An 18,281-nucleotide genomic window follows, 5' to 3' on the forward strand; every position below is an offset into this window, starting at 1 on the left:
GTCAAGCATGGAGAGGTTCTGGCTGGCTTGAGGCAGGTCAATCTGACTGCCATGCGTCGGCCTAGAAACGCACCAGCTTGGGACCGGTCGTCCCGAGGAGGATGTGATCGTGAACGCTGAACCCCTGTTGGCGGCGATGCCGTCAGGCGACGTGCTCGAACTGCGCCCGGCCGGGTCCTGGATCGCAGCCAATGTCTCCAAGCTCGAAGCGCTGTCCGGGTCGGTGAAGGCCGATGTTGATCGGTCGAGGGCCGTGAAGCTGGACATGAGCGGGGTGAGCGAGCTCGATACGCTCGGCGCGTGGCTGCTGGAGAAACTGTCCCGCCGGAGCCCCTCGACGGGCAGCCCGGCCGAGATCGTCGGCGTTGCCGACAATTACAGCGGCCTCATGGACGAGGTTCGTCACGTCAATCGGCACAATCCGGCGCCGGTTCCTGCACCCAACGCGGCTTTGCTGCGGTTGAACGATCTCGGCAAGGCCACGGTCGGCGCGCGGGAAGACATCGCGATCTTCCTGCAAATGCTGGGTGCGCTGTTCATGGCCTTGATCGGCGTCGTGCGGCGGCCGCGATCGTTGCGGCTGACCTCGCTGGTCTACCAGCTCTACCGCATCGGCTGGCAGGCGATCCCGATCATCATCCTCATCACCTTCCTGATCGGCGCGATCATCGCGCAGCAGGGCTTTTTCCATTTCCGCAGGTTCGGTGCCGAGTCATACACCGTCGACATGGTCGGCATTTTGGTGCTGCGCGAACTCGGCGTCCTGATCGTCGCCATCATGGTCGCCGGGCGCTCGGGCAGCGCCTATACCGCCGAGCTCGGCTCGATGAAGATGCGCGAGGAGATCGATGCGCTCTCGACCATGGGGCTCGATCCGGTCGACGTGCTGATCCTGCCGCGCGTGATGGCACTCGTCATCGCGCTCCCGATCCTGGCCTTCATCGGATCGATTGCCGCCCTCTATGGCGGCGGACTGGTCGCGCAATTCTACGGCGACATGGGGCCGGCGATCTATCTCGCGCGGCTGCACGAGGCGATCTCGGTCACCCATTTCAAGGTCGGCATCCTCAAGGCGCCATTCATGGCGCTGGTGATCGGCATCGTTGCCTGCAGCGAGGGATTGCGGGTGAAGGGCAGCGCGGAGTCGCTGGGCAAGCAGACGACGACGTCGGTGGTGAAGTCGATCTTCCTCGTCATCGTGCTCGACGGCCTGTTTGCGATCTTCTTTGCCTCGATCGGAATGTGACGATGGTGGATACGTCACAAACGTTCGCGATCCGCGTCCGCGATCTCGTGGTCGGCTTCGGCCGCCAGATCGTGCTCGATCATCTGTCGCTCGATGTCCGCCGCGGCGAGATCCTCGGGCTGGTCGGCGCGTCCGGTGGCGGCAAGTCGGTTCTGATGCGCACCATCATCGGCCTGATCCCGCGCCGGAGCGGTGAGATCGAGGTGATGGGCGAGCCGATCGGCGCGACGCACGACCGCAGCACCCGGAGCCTCGCGAGCCAATGGGGCATCCTGTTTCAGCAGGGCGCGCTCTTCTCGTCGCTGACGGTGCGGCAGAACATCCAGTTTCCGCTCCGCGAAAATCTCGTCCTGTCGCAGCAATTGATGGACGAGATCGCGACTGCAAAGCTCGAGATGGTGGGGTTGCGTCCGCAGGACGGCGACAAATATCCGGCAGAACTATCCGGCGGCATGACCAAGCGCGTGGCGCTGGCGCGTGCGCTGGCACTCGACCCGCCGATCCTGTTCCTGGACGAGCCCACGTCCGGCCTCGACCCGATCGCGGCCGGCGACTTCGATGCGTTGATCAAGACCTTGCAGAGGACGTTGGGGCTCACCGTGTTCATGGTCACCCATGATCTCGCCAGTCTTACGACCGTCTGCGATCGCGTCGCGGCGCTCGCAGATGGAAAGATCGTGGCCATCGGGCCGATGCGCGAGCTGCTTCAATCCGAGCATCCCTGGGTGCGAGCCTATTTCCACGGCAAGCGCTCTCAGATGCTGCAACCCCAGATGAGATGAGACATGGAAACCCGCGCTCCCTACGTCCTGATCGGCGCCTTCGTGATGGCTGCAATTCTCGCGGTCTTCGGTTTCATCTACTGGCTGAACAACACCGGCGGCATCGGACCGCGCGCCAGCTACCACGTGCAATTCCAGGGCCCGGTGCCCGGACTTCTGGTCGGCGCCGGCGTGCTGTTCAACGGCATCCGCGTCGGTGAGGTCACTGCGCTCGCGCTGGCGCCGGACAATCCGCGCTTCGTCGATGCGACGATCTCGGTGGCATCGACCACGCCGGTGCGCGCCGACACCAGGGTCGGGCTCGATTTCCAGGGCCTGACCGGCGTGCCGGTGGTGGCGCTGGAAGGCGGCATGATCATCGCAAAGCCGGGCGAGATGCCGGTGCTCATCGCCGATGCGGGTGCCGGTCAGAGCATGACCCAGGCGGCACGCGACGCTTTGCGCCGCGTGGATTCGGTGCTGGAGGAAAACTCCGGTCCGTTGAAGGATACGATCGCCAATTTCAAGACCTTCTCGGACGGGCTAGCCCGCAACACCGGAAAGCTCGACGGCATCGTCGCCGGGCTGGAGCGGCTGACGGGCGGCGGCACGCCGGTGCAGAAGATCACCTTCGATCTTCGCGCGCCGCAGAACCTCGGGGCCGTTGGCAAGACCCTGTCGGAGCCGTTGGCGATCCCCGAACCGACCGCGGTCGCGATGTTGCAGACCCAGCGGATGCTGTTCTCACCGGTCAAGGACTATCCCGGCTTTGCCGAGTTCCTGTGGGCCGACAGCATTCCAAAGCTGCTCCAGGCGAGGCTGATCGACAGTTTCGAGAATTATGACATCGCGCACGCCCCGTTGCGGGCAAGCGATGTCGGGCAGGCGGACCATCAGCTCCTGATCGACGTCAGGCGCTTCCGGATCTCGACCGACGGTGATCCCATCGCCGAGATCGGCCTCTCGGCGAGGATCGTCGACAAGAACGGCAAGGTGATCGCCTCGCGTCTTCTGGAGGCGAGCGAGAAGCTCGACAAGATCGAGCCGGCCGCAGCGGTCGAAGCCTTCAACGCCGCCTTCGCGCGGATCGCCAAGGAGCTGATCGGTTGGACCGTGCAGTCGGTCTAGCGGGCGTACTCATAAACGTCGGCTCTCCGAGAGGAAAGTGGACGTCGCCCCGCTTGGTCGCCTTCGACGGCTTGTGACCCTGACCAAACCTGCGGCCAGCCCTCCCTACCGGACCCAATAAGTTGTAGAGTCATTCTGCAACTTCCCGTCGGATCGTCATCCCACTGCCTCGGAGGACCGAATGGATCACGTGAAGCGGCGCGAGTTCATGAGCCTGCTCGCAAGCGCGGCAGCGACTTGGCCATTGGTGGCCTTCGCCCAGTCGCCTGAACACATGCGGCGCATCGGTGTCGTGATGGCCTACGCCGAGGACGATCCGAACGGGCAAATACAGGTGGAGGCGTTCCGAGAGACCCTAGCGACGCTTGGTTGGGTGGAGCGCAAGAACGTCACCATTGACGTTCGCTATGCGAGGGGTAATCCCGCGCGTGCCCGGGAATTGGGGACCGAGTTGCTCCGGCAGGGGTTCGACCTCATGGTATCCAATTCCAACCTTGTCACTGCAATCCTTCAGACGGAGGTGCGTACAATCCCACTGGTATTCATATCTGTCTCAGATCCTGTGGGCAGCGGCTTTGTCAAGGAGTTGGCGAGACCAGGCGGCAACATTACCGGCTTTGCCAATTTCCAACCTTCAATGGGTAGCAAATGGCTGGAAAAATTGCACGAGCTGGCACCGCAGGTCGATCGCGTCGGACTGCTTCTGCATCCCGAGCCGCCGAACTTCGGATACCTGAAGTCGGCTCAAGAGGCAGCCCCCTCGCTCAACATCAGGCTTTTTGATCTCAGCGTGCATGACAGCGCCGGAATCGAAAGCGCTCTCGCCAACTTCGCAGGAGAAACTCGCACCGGTCTTATTGTCGCGCCTAATGTCGTCAGCTTTGCGAACAGCCAGCTCATAGTAGCGTTAGCAGCGCGGTATCGGCTGCCTGCGATTTATCCATTCGCCTTCTTTGCCAAGGAGGGAGGCCTTATTTCCTATGGATTTGACGAGCGGGATCAGTTTCGGCAAGGCGCGGTCTATGTCGACAAGATACTGAGGGGGGCCAAACCAGCCGACCTGCCCGTGCAGTATCCTACGAAATTCGACATCGTGATCAATCTTAAGACTGCGAGGGCGCTTGGAATTGTTGTGCCTTTGCAACTCATCCCCGATCTCGTAATCGAATGAGTCGGTTGGTCACAAACTTCGGAGACCAATACGAGAATGTGCGGTCGTTCTGCCTCTCGCGTCCAAATTCAGATTACCTACCGCACTTCAGCTTTTTTGAACTTTTCAGCGTTGATGGTTGCGGGAGGGCCGAGCATGCAAAGGATTGCTGGAAGCCGGCACACAGATCGGTGGTGGCTACGCGGATGGTACGCAGAACGGTTAGTCCTTTCGCCAAATCGCTACGCCACGGATGCGCCGTCCCGGGTATTTCGGATCCTCTCGGAGCGGTGATGCGGCCGACAAGATGTCGCCTTCAATTTTGAACAAGCGAACTTGCTCGGTCCCGATCCAGGCCGGTCGCCACGCGCTATCAACCGTTGTGATGAAGCAGTCGTCGCCTTGCAGCCTGTAGCGACCTGAATATGCGATCATGCCCTCGAGCAACTCGCCAGCTGCTGCATCCATCGCCCTTTCGCGTGCAGTCATTAACGCAATGAGGCGTTCCTCGGTAAGAACCAAATACCCGACCGGATTGGGACCTAGTGGTTCGTCTCGTTGGTCGCTGTCTTCGAATTCGTATTGAAACGATAACAATTTCCACGTCCCCACAGGGGACCTCGATCGGTGAGCCAATTCTGTCATATTGCTCCTCCGAGGATCGTCGACAACAACGGCAGGTGATTGCCTCGCGCCTTGTGGAAGCACGCGAGAAGCCCGACAAGATCGAGCCGGGAGCCGCGGTCGAGGCCTTCAACGCCGCCTTTGCGCGGATCGCGCAGGGGCTGATCGGCTGGACAGTCCAATCGGTCTAGGGCGCCTGCTCATAAACGTCGGCTTCCGAGGGGAAAGCGGACGTCGCCCCGTGTTCGAGGGCCTGTGACGCATAGCCGACATGAGCCACAACGCCAGCATCACAGTGCGCGCTTGTATCTCGGCGTCCTACCAGTTCCAAGCCGGAAGATATATCTCCTGATTCCCATCGCGTATCACCGGCACTACGGGCGGGCCGTTTGGATCGACCCGGTCGTCCTCAGGGCGATAGCGATATCGTGGAACGATATAAGAATCCCAGTAAGGTCTTTCCACGGGCACCCTGACGACAAGCCTTTCTCGTGGTTCACGAACGACTTTGGCCTCCCGCGCCTGGGCAGGGGCACCAAACGTCCCCAGGTTGCACAGCACCAAGGTAGCTCCGAGAGCGAACGCTACGTTCGTTATCCTCATGTCTCGGCCTCCTTGCCAATAACGGACATGCGTTTGATCTTTGGCGTTTGCCATTTTGCCGGAACGTCCTTGCGCGCTCCTGGGCCATCTTTCCGGCAAGCGATATCGAAGCAATCGAGATGGTGAAGACAAGCCACCACATTCGATCGTCTCCGGTCGTCCTCTGACTATATCATAAAACGGATGGCCGTCCCTTCTCCTCCGTCAAAAGTGAGGCCGTCTCAATCGACGGTCTTTTATATGGGCCAAGTCTGCGGGGCTGACCGGAATTCGATCGAGCAAGCCGTTCTCGATATCCCGAGCCTTTCCTTGACCGCAGCCCAACTGTATCCCGGCTCGCGCGCGGGTCCGAGAGGGGGCTGGTCAGCCTGTTCGTGTGCGGCGACGTGCGGATCAGGCGATACTTCTGTCCTCCATCATCCGGCGTTTGACCGTTTCGCAAGTCTTGCGAACATCTTCTGTAAACAGTGCACACTCTTCGATGCGCTTGAAAATCCTCTTGGCTTCCTCGCGATATGAGGCCGCGGTATCTCGCATGAAGGCAATGGTAGTGTGCACCTCGGCGGTCATCGCCTCACATTTTTTCGCCGCGCTGATCAACTCGGTCCCCATGGCTTCGATCTCCTTGGCCGCGGCCTCATAGTCGCGCACAACGGCCTCGGCAGTGAGCTGGCCGACACGCGAAACCCCCTCGCGATGCTCGACGTAGTCAGGCAATGGCCCGGATAGAGGTGGGGGTGCAGCCCCAGCCGACGCCGCCGTGACATCCGCTTCGAGCTTGGCCAGATCTACCGCCATGTTTCTCGGAAATCTCTCGATGTTCGCCATGGATCAATTCTCCTACTGGACTCTACCCCTCAGGAAATGGAGCCAACGCGCGAGAGAGTCCGGGCGATAGTCGCAGGCCCCGCTATTCCGCGGGATGGCCTCGGAACGGCGAGCTGATTGAGAATCCTGATTCGTGGCGAAAGATCCGCAAAACTACGGCGATGGTCCATCTTGAAGACGTGCTCCTCGGACGTCCACGCTCACGCTAAAGCCTCGATAGACCGTTTCTGGTCCGAAGGCGAAGATGGTCGAAACCCGCGTAAGGTCCGCTCCATAGGGCGGACCGGACTTCGGCGGCGCGGCTCTCGACCGGCGCTTTTGACCCTTAGCAGACCTCCAACAGATTTGAGACGATCCGCAAAAAGGCCTACCACGCGTAGTGGACGCCAAAATTGCCCTTGACGCCGTCACGGCGCAGCTGGCTGGAGGTGGCGAACTGGTAGCCGGCCTGGGCATAGAGGCTGAGGCCGGGAAGAATCTTCGCGCTGAGGCCTCCAGCGAACTCCAGCCGCGTTGCCTGATCGATCAAGGGCACCGGGTCGACGCCGAACATCGTCGTCGCGTTGCCACCCCAGTCCTGCCAGACATTGGCGAGCACGTACGGTTGCCACACCCGTCCGGCGGGATCATTGATGGTCCACTTGCCGCGCAGGCCGAGCCGCCCGCTGGCGCCGGACGTGGTGCCGAGCCCGACCGGGCCCAAGCCGTCATCGGCGTCGCGGAAGGAAACCTGCTGCCAGATGATCTGGCCTTCCGGCTCCAGCACAAAGCGCGGCCCGAGCCACGGCAGCGGGATCGGATAGCCCGCCTCCAGCGAGGAGCTGAAGCCCGCGCCACTGATCGGCAGGTTGGCAAACTGCGTCGATGCGTTGCCGTTGTAGAACGAGCCCTGCAGCACCGCGTCGATGTACCAGCCGCCGGGACCATAGTGCGTCCAGTAACCCCCGACCGAATAGGCATTGAGATTTACCGAACCAGTGTGTTGCAGCACATAGGCTGTCGCCGCCGTGTTAGTGACGAGGCCATCCACGTTCACATTGCCGTTGCCATACGCAAAGTAGACGCCGGTGCTGTCGCTATGGCCCGGGATCAAGCTGCCGCGCCAGAGATCGGCGCCGGCCTGGATGCCGGCCACCTGCCCGCTGGCGCGCGGGTCGGCGAAGGCTTGGTAGTGGTTGTCGATCTGCTGGCCGAACAAGCGGCCCCAGACCACCTGCCGGCAGTTGCCGTACAGGACGGGTGGGGCCTTGGTGATGAGGCTGTTGTCGGGCATGGCATTCAAGCACGCGGCGTCCGCTGCCGCATCGCCGACGCGCTCATGCAAAGTGCCGAGGGTGGTGAGCCCCATCTGCCGGGCAATCGGCTGCACCACGCCATAGGTGGCAAGCTCCGGTCCGATGATCGGGAAGACACCCGGCGGCAGCACCTCCGGTGGCGGAATGGGTGGCAAGATCGGCGGCTCGGGCGGCACCACTATCGGTGGTCCAACGATGAAGGTCGAGCGCAGGAACCAGTCTTGAGGATTGCTGCCGTTGAGGCCACCATGGAAGAGATCATAGTCGAAGGCGCCGCCGCGCACCTCGCCAGCGAGCGCGAAAACGCCGGGTGCCGAACGGCTGGGGTCGAGCACCTGCACCACCAGGATGCCGTCGCCGACGGTGAGCGCACCTGTGCCGCCGGCGTTGCGGATTGACATGCTTGTCGCGCCGCCCGGGCCAACCGATGTGCCGTCGACCACCAGGACGTCGGATTGTGAGGCGGGGCCGCCTTGGTTCAGCACGGTGTCGAGCTTCAGCGTCCCGCCGTTGGAAATGAAGGTGCCACCCCCGCCAATGCCGGGTGCGGAGCCGCCACGCCCGCCAGTGATCATCAATACGTCGCCGGCAACGAGATTTGCCTGCAGATCGATGGTGCCGGAATTGGTGAACGTGGTCGCTCCGAGAATCTGCCCCTGCACGGGGCCGCCTAGCGCCATGCTGTTGAAGGTCAGACCCAACGGCAGATATTGGCCGGTGGCATCGAGCATGGTCGCGCCAGGACCGCCGAGCATCGCCAGCGTTCCGTTGTTGGTGAAGATGCCGGGGCCAAGATCCGTAACCGCGACGCGGAGCGTGTCGCGCACACCGTCCCCATCAGTGTCGGCGAAGTGGCGCAGGTTGAAGGTACCGTTGTTGATGATGCTGTTGTTGCCGCCAACGAGCTGCGCGAAGCCCGTGATGGTGCCATCACTGTTGTTGATGATGCTGGTGTTGTTGCTGGGGAAGAGCGGACTGCTGGCGACTGCCCGATCGGACAAGGCGCCGATGGTGCCGTCATTGGTCAGGGTCGCGGCGCCAGCGGACGAACCGAGAACAATGCCAGCAGCCGGCAGACCATGGACCGAGCCGAGGCTCGTCGCGTCGGCCTGCCAGCCGCCCATGATTGATCCACCGGATGGGATGTTGACCGTCACACCACCGCTGCCGCCGGTCGCGCTGATTGCGGTGCCGAACTCTCCCAAGGTCGAGACGTTGCTCGCGGTGACCTGCACCGATCCGGTCGTCGAGGTGCGCAAAGCGCTGCCTTGACGTATCGTGGTGGTGTCGGTCTGTAAGCTGCTCTTTTGAGAGAGTATCGTGCCACTATCGGCGAGGATGCCGACCGCGTTGGCGCCGTCCGTCGTGTTGATCGGCCCGGAGGCATTCACCGTAATGCTGCCGCTGCCGGAAAGAGCCATGATACCGGCGCCGCCCCCGCCGTGAGTCGTGATGCCCGGGCCGGTGTAGGTCACAGTGGTCGGCGCATCCACGTAGCTAATGGTTCGGATGCCGACAGGGTTGCTGAAAAAGCTGGGATCAGGGATCGTGGCCCCGGAACTCGTGATCGTCGAGGCCACATTCGCGGTTATCGATCGACCATTCGCGGCCGTGGCTGAGTCTAGCTGGACAGCAATTGCCGCACTCAGAGGTAAGGTGGGGGGATCCACTCCGGGATTATTCGAGCCGCTGACGTTAATAACCGTGCCGGGACCGGTGGTGACTACAGCCGACCCGTCGCCCTCGGCCCATACGACGATACCACGTGGTTTCCTTCCAAACACGCTGATCGTGCCGCTATTGAATGTCACGGACGCATCGCCGGCCCCACTCACGCCCGACGGGAACGAGTCACCGGCATGTGCGATCAAGCCGTAAAAACCTGCTCCGCCCACGCCCGGGGTGCCCGTGATATTTCCGGAAGCAGCGATTGTGGCATTGCCGATCCCGCGGTTATCCGCCTGGATGCCGGTCGCTTCCGTTCCGCTGGAGGTTAGGCTCCCGCCGCTCCAGGTTACGCTGGCCAGATGAGGAATTCCCGCAGCGTTTGGCATTGCGAACGCCACGATCGCGTCCTCGCTTGCGGTGCCGGCCACGTTAATTGTGGTGTTCGTTGCCGTAATGATGGCGTCGCCGCTGGACTGTATTCGTAGTCCGGTGTTGTTAGCCGTAAGAGGATTGGCTGTGTTGTTTATGGTCACGCCATCCGCAGTGATGCTGATGTTAGCACTACCCGGAGTCACGCCCGTGGAGTTAGCGGCGTTGACGGCATTGACGCCGCCTGCACCGGCGGGGATGGTGACAATGACACCCGGCAGAAGCGTGAGGTTGATGGGGGTGCCGCCCAAGCCGTTGTTGGTATCGTAGCCGATGCCGGTCGGATAAGGGTTGCCGGCCGGCGCGCAGCTAGCACTGTCAAGGACGAGTGGCCCACATTCGTTCAGCGCAAGCGCCGGTGACAGCCCCGCGTCGACCGCGGCGGTAGTGGCAACAACGGCTAACGAAACGCTCGATAGTAACCAGGGGCGGAGGAGTTGAAATCGATCGGGGCTACCCGCCAGTTTGTTTCGGGCGACAGTCACGACTGCAAGGCGATCTCGGTATTTTATCGCATTCCAGGCGCAAGCATCCGACACGGTAGTGTCGAGAGCGACGGCTCCACGCTTCATCACTGCCCCATCAAGGTCACATCACCAAATGGAAAGGCAGCGCCCGGTTGTCAGACGCACGAACATATTCATTGCGTCAGACCGATTGGCGTGACGCGCAAAACTCGGAACACCGACTCAGCTGGATCAAACAACTCCAGCTTCGGCGGGAGGTTGTCGTAAGTGTGGCAGGCAACCAGTGGCTTTGAACTTCTCGCTTCATGGTTGCTGCCGGGTTACATAGTGGACAGCATTGCTGACCGAGCACAGCTTTCGGTCAGCTACGCCAGCCCGCTCGATCGATTTATCAGCGGAGATGTACAGGCCGCGGTAGTGAAGCTCGTTTCCCCCGACGCGGCCGAGACATTTCCTGATGTCAAGGGTTTCAACGCCCTGGCGCTCCGCTATTCCAGCGTCTTCAGATAAGACAGGAGATCGTGGATCTGGTCCGGATCGAGCTCGAAGGCAGGCATGTCGGCGTGGCCGGTATAGATGCCCTCGGCGAGCGCTTCTCCGAGGGTTTCGATCGGGTAGCGTTGATGCAACGTCCGGAACGGCGGAGCGATCTTCAGCGGGCTTTCCGAGTGTCGGTCGATGGCATGGCAGCGCGCGCAATTGGCGCGCGCGTAGGCCTCGCCGCGTTGCTCGGCCTTGGAGGCGGCGAGGGCTGGCGTGGCGAGGAGAAGCGCGATCAGGATCTGACGAAGCGCGAATTGCAGCATGGAGGCGTGGTCTCGACGGGCCGGCACGGAGAATACGGAGGCGGCGTGCTGCAAAATTGATCTGGGTCAACTGGGTTTGCGACAAGGCAGTAAAATGCCGACGCGCGGCAGACTCAGGCTTGAGGCCGAAGCGGGCTGCGCCTGGCTGGAGCGATGGATGAAGTCTTCCCTGGTTGCAATCGAACCCAATGGGCATTTCTGCAAGGAGTGTTCGATACGTGAGTTCAGCGTGTGCGCTTCGCTCGATGCGGCTGAACTCAGGGAGTTCGAGCATCTGGGACGCCGGGTGCATTTTACCGCCGGAGAGACGGTGTTCTCCGAAGAGGACGTCACGACATCCTTTTGCAATCTTCTGGAAGGCGTGATGAGGCTCTACAAGCTGTTGCCGGATGGGCGACGGCAGATCCTCGGCTTCGCGCTGCCGGGCGACTTCCTGGGAATGAATGTCTCCGGTCGCCACAATTTTTCCGCGGACGCGATCGGCGCCGTGACAGTCTGCCAGTTCGCCAAGGCTGCGTTCGGCCGCTTCATGGAGGCGAGGCCGCATCTCCTGCGCCGCATCAACGAGCTGGCCGTGCGCGAATTGAGCCAGGCCCGCGATCACATGGTTCTGCTTGGACGCCGTTCGGCGGAGGAGAAGGTTGCAACCTTTCTCCTCGGCTGGCGCGAGCAACTGATACCGCTCAACGGGCCGTCGAACACGGTGCCGCTGCCGATGAGCCGCCAGGATATCGCCGACTATCTGGGCCTCACCATCGAAACGGTCAGCCGCACCTTCACCAGGCTCGAGCGCGTCGGCGTGATCGAGATCATCCATGGCGGTATCAGCCTGCTCGACCCGGCGCGCGCCGAGGCCCTGGCGGCAGCCTGAGAGATCTCTTTCCTGGTGATCGCTGATTTTTGATCACGGTCAACGACGGCGATCGGCCGCCACGCATAATGCCCGGGCCGTTGAAAACTCAGGGGGCACCATGCCGATCGATGCGCTGTTGATGACCATTGCCGTTATGACCGTCTTCGTCGCCTTCGCGGCGGTGTTGGCGTGGGCGGACCGCCAAACAAGGCCCAACCAGCTCAAGTCGAACGAAACGGCCCTCAAACATTGAGGTGGCCGAGGTCATGGCCGCATTGGCATGACCTGAAATGGCGTTGGCTGAGCGTCCATCCTGGCTCGGGGGGCGAGCGCGGTACATGGCCGCACCATGGTTAATCTGCAACTAAGCATCGCGCGTAAAGCCTTGATGCAGCCTGTGGATGCAAATTTCGGGTGGCGGGAATGGTCGGTTTCCCGACACTTGTCCAAAAGTGCATATGTGGTTTCCGGTTGAAAAGCCCGGTAACGTTGACTACGCAGGAACTTCAGTACCTCGCAGTCCTAGGAGTGCGGCGGCGTGGCTCAGGATAAGACCAGCGATCCCCGGCAGTCGTCGGGCAACAAACTATCGGTGCTGCGCAAGCATCCGATCTTCGCTGATCTGGAGCCGGATGCGCTCGATCAGCTCTGCCGCTATGCCAAGCACACCACCGTCAAGCGCGGCGCGACGATCGCCGCGAAGGGCGATCCCGGCAACAACCTTTTCGCCGTCGTCTCCGGCACTGTGAAAATCTCCTCTTCTTCGCCCGATGGTCGCAACGCGATCCTCAATCTGATCGGCCCGGGTGAAATTTTTGGAGAGATTGCGGTGCTCGATGGTGCGCCACGGTCGGCAGACGCGACCGCCAACACCAATTGCGAGCTCTACATCATCGATCGCCGGGACTTCCTTCCCTTCGTGAAGAGCCAGCCGGAATTGGCGATGAAGTTCATCGAGCTGCTGTGCGGCCGGCTGCGCTGGACCAGCCAGCAGGTCGAGCAGGTGATCTTGCAGAACCTGCCGGGACGGCTTGCCAGTGCGCTGCTCGGCCTGACCGAGGAGCGCAAGCTCGACTCCGGCAGCGGGACCCTCGCGATCACCCAGCAGGAGATCAGCGAGATGGTCGGCATGACCCGCGAGAGCATCAACAAGCAGTTGCGGGCGTGGGCCGCGCGGAGCTGGGTCCGCCTCGAGCATGGCGCCATCGTCGTGCTCGACATCGACGCGTTGCGCGAGCTCGCCGAAAGCGGTCTCGAAGGCGGGTGATGACGTTCGGTGTCAGCCGTCGATGATGGCGACGGCCCGCGTCCAGCCTGCCGAGGCGCGCTCGATCTTCACGGGGAAGCATGAGACCGTGAAGCCCGTTGACGGCAGCTTTTCGAGATTGTGCAGCTTCTCGATATGGCAATAGCCGATGTGACGCCCGGCCTTGTGGCCTTCCCAGATCAGCTTCGCATCTTTGGTCTCCGCGTATCTCTTCGCGGTGTGGACGAACGGCGCGTCCCAGCTCCAGCCGTCGGTGCCGGTCAGGCGCACGCCGCGCTCGAGCAGATACATCGTGGCTTCATAGCCCATGCCACAGCCTGAATTGACGTAGTCGGCGCGTCCGAATTTCGCGCCGGCGCTGGTGTTGACGACGACGATCTCCAGCGGCGCGAGCGTGTGCCCGATGCGCGCGAGCTCCTTCTCCACGTCGTCGGCGGTCGCCACATGGCCGTCCGGCAAATGGCGGAAGTCGAGCTTGACGCCGGGCTGCAGGCACCACTCCAGCGGCACCTCGTCGATGGTCCAGGCGCGCTCGCCGCGGTTCATGGTGGGATGGAAGTGCCAGGGCGCGTCGAGATGCGTGCCGTTGTGGGTCGACAGCGAGACTTGCTCGACGGCCCAGCCTTGACCATCAGGCAGATCCTCCGCCTTCAGCCCGTCGAAGAACTGCAGCATGCGCGGCAGCCCCTGCTGATGATCGATGTACTGGATCGTCGGATGGTTGCCCGGCGGGTCGGCCGGCACGTCATTCTGCAACGGCACCGAGATGTCGATCAGCTTCCGCGGCATGGCCGTTTCCTCAACATGTCCCGTTCTGTTTCGGAGCATCTTGCGGGGGCTGAACCGGCGACGTCAAGTGATGCGGCCTGCCTCCGTGCAGGACGTGCCGTGGCGGCCGGAGCGAAATCTCCGGCAGAGTCCATTGATGCAACTTTTGCATTGATCGATGCCGGATTTGGCTTGGACTCAGAATGCCGCCCGCCGTACGGACGAGATTGGCGACATCGCGCCGATGCAGCGCGCTCGCACCGGGATGGGCGACCGTCTCGGCCGAACCTCCAAGCCGCAATCAATAGCGGTCGAGCATAAGACGAGAGGGACATCCATGGTTACGACGAGCATCATTACCTCGTATCCGGCATTGGCCGAGGGCGAGGTGCGAGTTACGGGACTCCGGAAAATTTGGCCGATATCGGCTATTCTCCACGCGACAACGCCGAGGACTTCGCGGCGGACATGACGCATGCCGAATCCGCCCGACTCCGCCGCACAATGCTACCAAGGTCGTGCGTTTGTAACGCTTGACTTTGCACCTGAAGTGGAGCGGCCTGCACCATCTGCCCGACAACGACATAATCAACTCAGGAGGAAGCCCAGATGAAGACATTAACCGGTATCGTCGCAGCCGCTGTGCTGGCGATCTCAGCGCCTCTGGCGACCGCACGCGATTTCCGCTCCGCCGACGTACACCCTGCCGATTATCCGACCGTCGAGGCCGTCAAGTTCATGGGCAAGCAGCTCGCGACGGCGAGCGGAGGCAAGCTCGGTGTGAAGGTGTTTCCCAACGGAGCCCTGGGCTCCGAGAAGGACACCATCGAGCAACTCAAGATCGGCGCACTCGACATGATGCGGATCAACGCATCGCCGTTGAACAACTTCGTGCCGGAAACCATCACGTTGTGTCTGCCCTTCATCTTCCGGGACACGCAGCACATGCGCACGGTCCTTGACGGGCCGATCGGCGATGAGATCCTGGCGGCCATGGAGCCCGCCGGATTGATCGGCCTTGCCTATTACGACAGCGGCGCCCGGTCCATTTACACCGTCAAGGCACCGGTCAAGTCGCTCGCGGACCTCAAGGGCCTGAAGATACGCGTCCAGCAATCCGATCTGTGGGTCGGCATGATCCAGAGCCTCGGGGCCAACCCGACGCCGATGCCGTATGGCGAGGTCTACACCGCTCTCAAGACCGGTCTGGTGGACGCCGCCGAGAACAACTGGCCCTCCTACGAGTCGTCGCGCCATTTCGAGGCGGCCAAGTTCTACAACGTCACGGAGCACTCCCTGGCGCCCGAAGTTCTCGTGATGTCCAAGAAGGTCTGGGACACGCTGAGCAAGGAGGATCAGGCGATGATCCGCAAGGCGGCCAAGGAATCGGTGCCCGTCATGCGCAAGCTCTGGGACGAGCGTGAGCAGGCGTCCCGCAAGACCGTCGAGGCGGCCGGCGTCCAGGTCGTCACGATCGCCAACAAGGCGGAGTTCGTCGACGCGATGAAGCCGGTCTACGCGAAGTTCGCCGCTGACGAGAAGCTGCAGAGCCTCGTCAAGCGCATCCAGGACACGAAGTAGGACACCAGCGTCGGGTCTGGCGTCGCCGACTGGCGACACCGGACCTCTCGCACGGAGACGCGCAAGGAGACCTGGATGTCAGCCCCACACGTCGCAAGCCACGAGCCGGAGGCCGCTGCGGCACGCCCGTCTACCGGCTTGCTGTCGCGGATCAATGCCGTCGTCGCCCGTATCGGCATGTATCTGTCCGTGAGCGGCCTGCTCGTCATCGTCACCATCGTGTTTTACCAGGTGTTCGGACGTTACGTGCTCAATTCCAGTCCGACCTGGACGGAGAACCTTGCGCTGGTTCTGATCCTGTATGTCACGCTGATCGGCGCCGCCGTCGGCGTGCGCGATGCCGGACACATCGGCATGGACAGTCTGTTGGTGATGCTTCCGGATCATTTGCGAGAGAAGATCGAGCTTGTGATCCACGTTCTGGTGGCCTTGTTCGGCATTGCGATGGTCTACAACGGCTGGATCCTCGGGGCGTCGGTCGGAACCGTGAAGATCCCCAATCTCGGCCTTCCCGAGGTCGTCCGCTACGTGCCGCTGATCGCCTCCGGCGCCTTGATCGTCTCCTTTTCAATCGAGCACATCATTGCTCTCCTGCGCGGCGAAGAGGTCGTCCCCTCATGGAACTGATCATTCTCGGCGCCACCTTCTTTGGCTTGCTGATCCTCGGCGTTCCCGTCGCCTTCGCGATCGGCCTCTCGGCGATCTGTACGATCCTCTACGAAGGCCTGCCGGTTGCCGTCATCTTCCAGCAGATGATGTCGGGGATGAACATCTTCTCCTTCCTTGCCATCCCGTTCTTCGTCTTCAGCGGTGAGCTGATGCTGCATGGCGGCGTCGCCGACAAGATCGTGCAGCTTGCCAAGAATCTCGTCGGACACATCCGCGGCGGGCTTGGCATGTCGAACGTGGTCGCCTGCACGCTGTTCGGCGGCGTCTCCGGCTCGCCGGTGGCCGACGTGTCGGCGATGGGCGCGGTGATGATCCCGATGATGAAAAAGGAGGGCTTCGACACCGACTACGCCGTCAACGTCACCACCCACGCCTCGCTGGTCGGGGCGCTGATGCCGACCAGCCACAACATGATCATCTATGCCCTGGCCGCGGGCGGCAAGGTATCGATCGGCGCGCTGATCGCTGCCGGCATCCTGCCGGCGCTCGTGCTGATGGCGTGCATGCTGGTTGCCGCTTACGCAGTTGCGGTGAAGCGCGGCTATCCGGCCGGCAAGTTCCCGGGCTGGGCCGAGGTTTTCCGCTCGCTCGCGGCCGCTCTGCCCGGCCTTCTGATCGTCGGCATCATCCTGGCGGGCATCCTGTCCGGCGTCTTCACTGCAACTGAATCCGCAGCCGTCGCGGTCACCTATACGATCCTGCTGACCTTCTTCATCTACCGCACCATGACCCTGCAGAACTTCCTGCGGGCCGCGGCCAAGGCGGTGAAGACGACGGGCGTGGTGCTGCTGCTGATCGGCGTATCCACCATGTTCCAGTATCTGATGGGGCTCTACGAGGTGGCCGACCTCGCCGGCGACATGATGAACAAGGTGTCCTCGGAACCCTGGATGATCTTCCTGCTCATCAACGTCATCCTGTTTTTGCTCGGCACGTTCATGGACATGGCAGCGACCATCCTGATCTGCACCCCGATCTTCCTGCCGATCGCGATGAAGGCCGGCATGGATCCAGTGCAGTTCGGCATGCTGATGCTGATCAATTGCGCCCTGGGGCTGAACACCCCGCCGGTCGGCACGACGCAGTTCGTCGGCTGCGCGATCGGCGGCATCTCGGTGGGCGCGGTGATGCGTACCATCCTGCCGTTCTACGCCGCCCTGATCGCAGCGCTCATGTTCGTGACCTACGTCCCCGCCTTCTCGCTTTGGCTGCCGCGCCTGCTGATGGGGTACAAGGGATAGCTGCCGTGCGTGCGCCGGCCCTTGGCCGGCGAACCGGCGTTGCGTAGTTTGCGTCACAGCAACAGGAGAATCTGTCCGTGACCGACTATCGCAAGCTCTTCGATCTCACCGGCAAGACGGGCGTGGTGCTCGGCGCCGCCTCGGGCATCGGCAAATCGTCGGCCGAGGTGCTGGCCGGGCTTGGCGCCCGCGTCGTCTGCGCTGATCGTGCGCTAGACGCAGCGGAAGCGACCGCCGCAGGCATTCGTGACAAGGGCGGCTGGGCCGAGGCGGCGGCGTGCGATGCTGCGAGCGCCGCGGACGTCAACGCGCTGGCCAAAACCGTGATGCAGAAATTCTCGCGGCTCGACATCGCCGTGACGACGCCCGGGCTCAATATCCGCAAGACCATCCTCGACTACACCGAGGAGGATCTCGACCGCGTCCTCAACCTGAACGTCAAGGGCACCGTGTGGTTCTTCCAGGCCTTCGGCCGCATCATGGTCGAGCAGAAGGGCGGCAGCATCATCGCCTGTTCCTCGGTGCGCGCGGTCACCATCGAGCCAGGCCTAGGCGTTTACGGCTCGACCAAGGCGGCGATCGGCCTCCTGGTGAAGGGCTTTGCCTCTGAGGTCGGTCATGCCGGCGTCCGCGTCAACGCTATCGCGCCGAGCATTGCCGAGACCGCGCTGACCGGCCCGTTCAAGCAGCGTCCCGACATCTACGATCTCTATGCCAGGCACACGGTCTTCAACCGCTGGAGCAGTGCCGACGAGGTCGCGACTGCGGTAGCCTATCTCGCCTCGGACGCTGCAAGCTATGTCAGCGGCAGCACCTTGTTCGTCGACGGCGGCTGGACGGCAGTAGATGGGCCGCCGACCGGTCTCACGCAGCTCAGCAAGTCGCGAGCGCTTTGAT

Annotated in this window: 18 protein-coding genes; 13 read left to right on the forward strand and 5 right to left on the reverse strand. The window is 62.3% G+C overall.

Features of this window, described 5'->3' with window-relative positions:
- Nucleotides 1-109: 109 nt before the first annotated feature.
- The 4 genes from QQL28_RS10610 to QQL28_RS10625 all read left to right on the forward strand — a co-directional run bounded on the left by QQL28_RS10610 (nucleotide 110) and on the right by QQL28_RS10625 (nucleotide 4,306).
- Nucleotides 110-1,246, forward strand: a complete 1,137-nt coding sequence (locus tag QQL28_RS10610) for an MlaE family ABC transporter permease (protein ID WP_284264570.1) — start codon at nucleotides 110-112, stop codon at nucleotides 1,244-1,246.
- A gap of 2 nt (nucleotides 1,247-1,248) precedes the next feature.
- Nucleotides 1,249-2,028, forward strand: a complete 780-nt coding sequence (locus QQL28_RS10615) for an ABC transporter ATP-binding protein (protein WP_284264575.1) — start codon at nucleotides 1,249-1,251, stop codon at nucleotides 2,026-2,028.
- Nucleotides 2,029-2,031: 3 nt separating this feature from the next.
- Nucleotides 2,032-3,135 carry an ABC-type transport auxiliary lipoprotein family protein gene (locus QQL28_RS10620; protein ID WP_284264577.1) on the forward strand — a complete coding sequence of 368 codons (1,104 nt, stop codon included), beginning with the start codon at nucleotides 2,032-2,034 and terminating at the stop codon, nucleotides 3,133-3,135.
- Nucleotides 3,136-3,316: 181 nt separating this feature from the next.
- Entirely contained in the window at nucleotides 3,317-4,306 is a 990-nt protein-coding gene (locus QQL28_RS10625) for an ABC transporter substrate-binding protein (RefSeq protein ID WP_284264579.1), read from the forward strand.
- Between the two features lie 201 nt (nucleotides 4,307-4,507).
- Here the strand turns inward: QQL28_RS10625 and QQL28_RS10630 are convergent, their stop codons facing one another.
- Nucleotides 4,508-4,930 (reverse strand): lipocalin-like domain-containing protein, encoded by a 423-nt coding sequence (locus tag QQL28_RS10630; RefSeq protein WP_284264581.1) that lies wholly within the window; start codon nucleotides 4,928-4,930, stop codon nucleotides 4,508-4,510.
- A gap of 35 nt (nucleotides 4,931-4,965) precedes the next feature.
- Here QQL28_RS10630 and QQL28_RS10635 point away from each other — a divergent pair, with 35 nt between their 5' ends.
- Nucleotides 4,966-5,100, forward strand: a complete 135-nt coding sequence (locus tag QQL28_RS10635; RefSeq protein ID WP_284264583.1) for a hypothetical protein — start codon at nucleotides 4,966-4,968, stop codon at nucleotides 5,098-5,100.
- Nucleotides 5,101-5,905: 805 nt separating this feature from the next.
- Here the strand turns inward: QQL28_RS10635 and QQL28_RS10640 are convergent.
- Together QQL28_RS10640 and QQL28_RS10645 are read right to left on the reverse strand one after the other, a co-directional pair.
- Nucleotides 5,906-6,340, reverse strand: coding sequence for a hypothetical protein (locus tag QQL28_RS10640; RefSeq protein ID WP_284264585.1), 435 nt, complete (start codon nucleotides 6,338-6,340; stop codon nucleotides 5,906-5,908).
- A 367-nt stretch (nucleotides 6,341-6,707) separates the two neighbouring features.
- Complete coding sequence (locus QQL28_RS10645; RefSeq protein WP_284264587.1) at nucleotides 6,708-10,304, reverse strand: autotransporter outer membrane beta-barrel domain-containing protein; 3,597 nt, start codon at nucleotides 10,302-10,304, stop codon at nucleotides 6,708-6,710.
- Between the two features lie 162 nt (nucleotides 10,305-10,466).
- Here QQL28_RS10645 and QQL28_RS10650 point away from each other — a divergent pair, with 162 nt between their 5' ends.
- Nucleotides 10,467-10,709 carry a hypothetical protein gene (locus QQL28_RS10650; protein WP_284264589.1) on the forward strand — a complete coding sequence of 81 codons (243 nt, stop codon included), beginning with the start codon at nucleotides 10,467-10,469 and terminating at the stop codon, nucleotides 10,707-10,709.
- On the opposite strand, the gene QQL28_RS10655 is transcribed toward QQL28_RS10650, so the two are convergent.
- Nucleotides 10,688-11,005, reverse strand: coding sequence for a c-type cytochrome (locus QQL28_RS10655; protein ID WP_284264591.1), 318 nt, complete (start codon nucleotides 11,003-11,005; stop codon nucleotides 10,688-10,690). The genes QQL28_RS10650 and QQL28_RS10655 overlap by 22 nt on opposite strands.
- Nucleotides 11,006-11,162: 157 nt before the next feature.
- Between QQL28_RS10655 and QQL28_RS10660 the strand changes: the two genes are divergently transcribed.
- The 3 genes from QQL28_RS10660 to QQL28_RS10670 all read left to right on the forward strand — a co-directional run bounded on the left by QQL28_RS10660 (nucleotide 11,163) and on the right by QQL28_RS10670 (nucleotide 13,125).
- A complete protein-coding gene (locus tag QQL28_RS10660) occupies nucleotides 11,163-11,876 on the forward strand; it encodes a Crp/Fnr family transcriptional regulator (RefSeq protein ID WP_284264593.1) in 714 nt (237 codons plus the stop codon).
- 100 nt (nucleotides 11,877-11,976) lie between these two features.
- Complete coding sequence (locus tag QQL28_RS10665; protein ID WP_284264595.1) at nucleotides 11,977-12,111, forward strand: hypothetical protein; 135 nt, start codon at nucleotides 11,977-11,979, stop codon at nucleotides 12,109-12,111.
- 285 nt (nucleotides 12,112-12,396) lie between these two features.
- The gene (locus tag QQL28_RS10670) at nucleotides 12,397-13,125 is read left to right on the forward strand and encodes a Crp/Fnr family transcriptional regulator (protein ID WP_284264597.1); all 729 of its coding nucleotides are present in this window, start codon (nucleotides 12,397-12,399) and stop codon (nucleotides 13,123-13,125) included.
- Nucleotides 13,126-13,137: 12 nt separating this feature from the next.
- Here QQL28_RS10670 and QQL28_RS10675 read toward each other — a convergent pair whose 3' ends face one another.
- On the reverse strand, nucleotides 13,138-13,914 hold the full coding sequence (locus tag QQL28_RS10675; RefSeq protein ID WP_284264599.1) for a cyclase family protein: 777 nt from the start codon (nucleotides 13,912-13,914) through the stop codon (nucleotides 13,138-13,140).
- Nucleotides 13,915-14,502: 588 nt separating this feature from the next.
- On the opposite strand from QQL28_RS10675, the gene QQL28_RS10680 reads away from it, so the two are divergent.
- The 4 genes from QQL28_RS10680 (at nucleotide 14,503) to QQL28_RS10695 (ending at nucleotide 18,280) form a co-directional block, all read left to right on the forward strand.
- The gene (locus QQL28_RS10680) at nucleotides 14,503-15,474 is read left to right on the forward strand and encodes a TRAP transporter substrate-binding protein (RefSeq protein ID WP_284264601.1); all 972 of its coding nucleotides are present in this window, start codon (nucleotides 14,503-14,505) and stop codon (nucleotides 15,472-15,474) included.
- A 75-nt stretch (nucleotides 15,475-15,549) separates the two neighbouring features.
- Nucleotides 15,550-16,101 (forward strand): TRAP transporter small permease, encoded by a 552-nt coding sequence (locus QQL28_RS10685; RefSeq protein ID WP_284264603.1) that lies wholly within the window; start codon nucleotides 15,550-15,552, stop codon nucleotides 16,099-16,101.
- A complete protein-coding gene (locus QQL28_RS10690; RefSeq protein WP_284264605.1) occupies nucleotides 16,092-17,384 on the forward strand; it encodes a TRAP transporter large permease in 1,293 nt (430 codons plus the stop codon). Before QQL28_RS10685 ends, QQL28_RS10690 begins: the two co-directional genes overlap by 10 nt.
- 77 nt (nucleotides 17,385-17,461) lie before the next feature.
- Entirely contained in the window at nucleotides 17,462-18,280 is an 819-nt protein-coding gene (locus tag QQL28_RS10695) for an SDR family NAD(P)-dependent oxidoreductase (protein ID WP_284264608.1), read from the forward strand.
- Nucleotide 18,281 lies beyond the last annotated feature (1 nt).

The sequence above is a fragment of the Bradyrhizobium iriomotense genome (assembly GCF_030160715.1).
GTDB classification, from domain to species: domain Bacteria; phylum Pseudomonadota; class Alphaproteobacteria; order Rhizobiales; family Xanthobacteraceae; genus Bradyrhizobium; species Bradyrhizobium iriomotense.

Excerpts from the sequence above, each read along its gene's own strand:
- QQL28_RS10615 (WP_284264575.1), top strand. The coding sequence starts at position 1,249 with ATGGTGGATACGTCACAAACGTTCGCGATCCGCGTCCGCGATCTCGTG.
- QQL28_RS10620 (WP_284264577.1), top strand. The coding sequence starts at position 2,032 with ATGGAAACCCGCGCTCCCTACGTCCTGATCGGCGCCTTCGTGATGGCT.
- QQL28_RS10625 (WP_284264579.1), top strand. The coding sequence starts at position 3,317 with ATGGATCACGTGAAGCGGCGCGAGTTCATGAGCCTGCTCGCAAGCGCG.
- QQL28_RS10630 (WP_284264581.1), bottom strand. The coding sequence starts at position 4,930 with ATGACAGAATTGGCTCACCGATCGAGGTCCCCTGTGGGGACGTGGAAA.
- QQL28_RS10640 (WP_284264585.1), bottom strand. The coding sequence starts at position 6,340 with ATGGCGAACATCGAGAGATTTCCGAGAAACATGGCGGTAGATCTGGCC.
- QQL28_RS10645 (WP_284264587.1), bottom strand. The coding sequence starts at position 10,304 with ATGAAGCGTGGAGCCGTCGCTCTCGACACTACCGTGTCGGATGCTTGC.
- QQL28_RS10655 (WP_284264591.1), bottom strand. The coding sequence starts at position 11,005 with ATGCTGCAATTCGCGCTTCGTCAGATCCTGATCGCGCTTCTCCTCGCC.
- QQL28_RS10660 (WP_284264593.1), top strand. The coding sequence starts at position 11,163 with ATGAAGTCTTCCCTGGTTGCAATCGAACCCAATGGGCATTTCTGCAAG.
- QQL28_RS10665 (WP_284264595.1), top strand. The coding sequence starts at position 11,977 with ATGCCGATCGATGCGCTGTTGATGACCATTGCCGTTATGACCGTCTTC.
- QQL28_RS10675 (WP_284264599.1), bottom strand. The coding sequence starts at position 13,914 with ATGCCGCGGAAGCTGATCGACATCTCGGTGCCGTTGCAGAATGACGTG.
- QQL28_RS10680 (WP_284264601.1), top strand. The coding sequence starts at position 14,503 with ATGAAGACATTAACCGGTATCGTCGCAGCCGCTGTGCTGGCGATCTCA.
- QQL28_RS10685 (WP_284264603.1), top strand. The coding sequence starts at position 15,550 with ATGTCAGCCCCACACGTCGCAAGCCACGAGCCGGAGGCCGCTGCGGCA.
- QQL28_RS10690 (WP_284264605.1), top strand. The coding sequence starts at position 16,092 with ATGGAACTGATCATTCTCGGCGCCACCTTCTTTGGCTTGCTGATCCTC.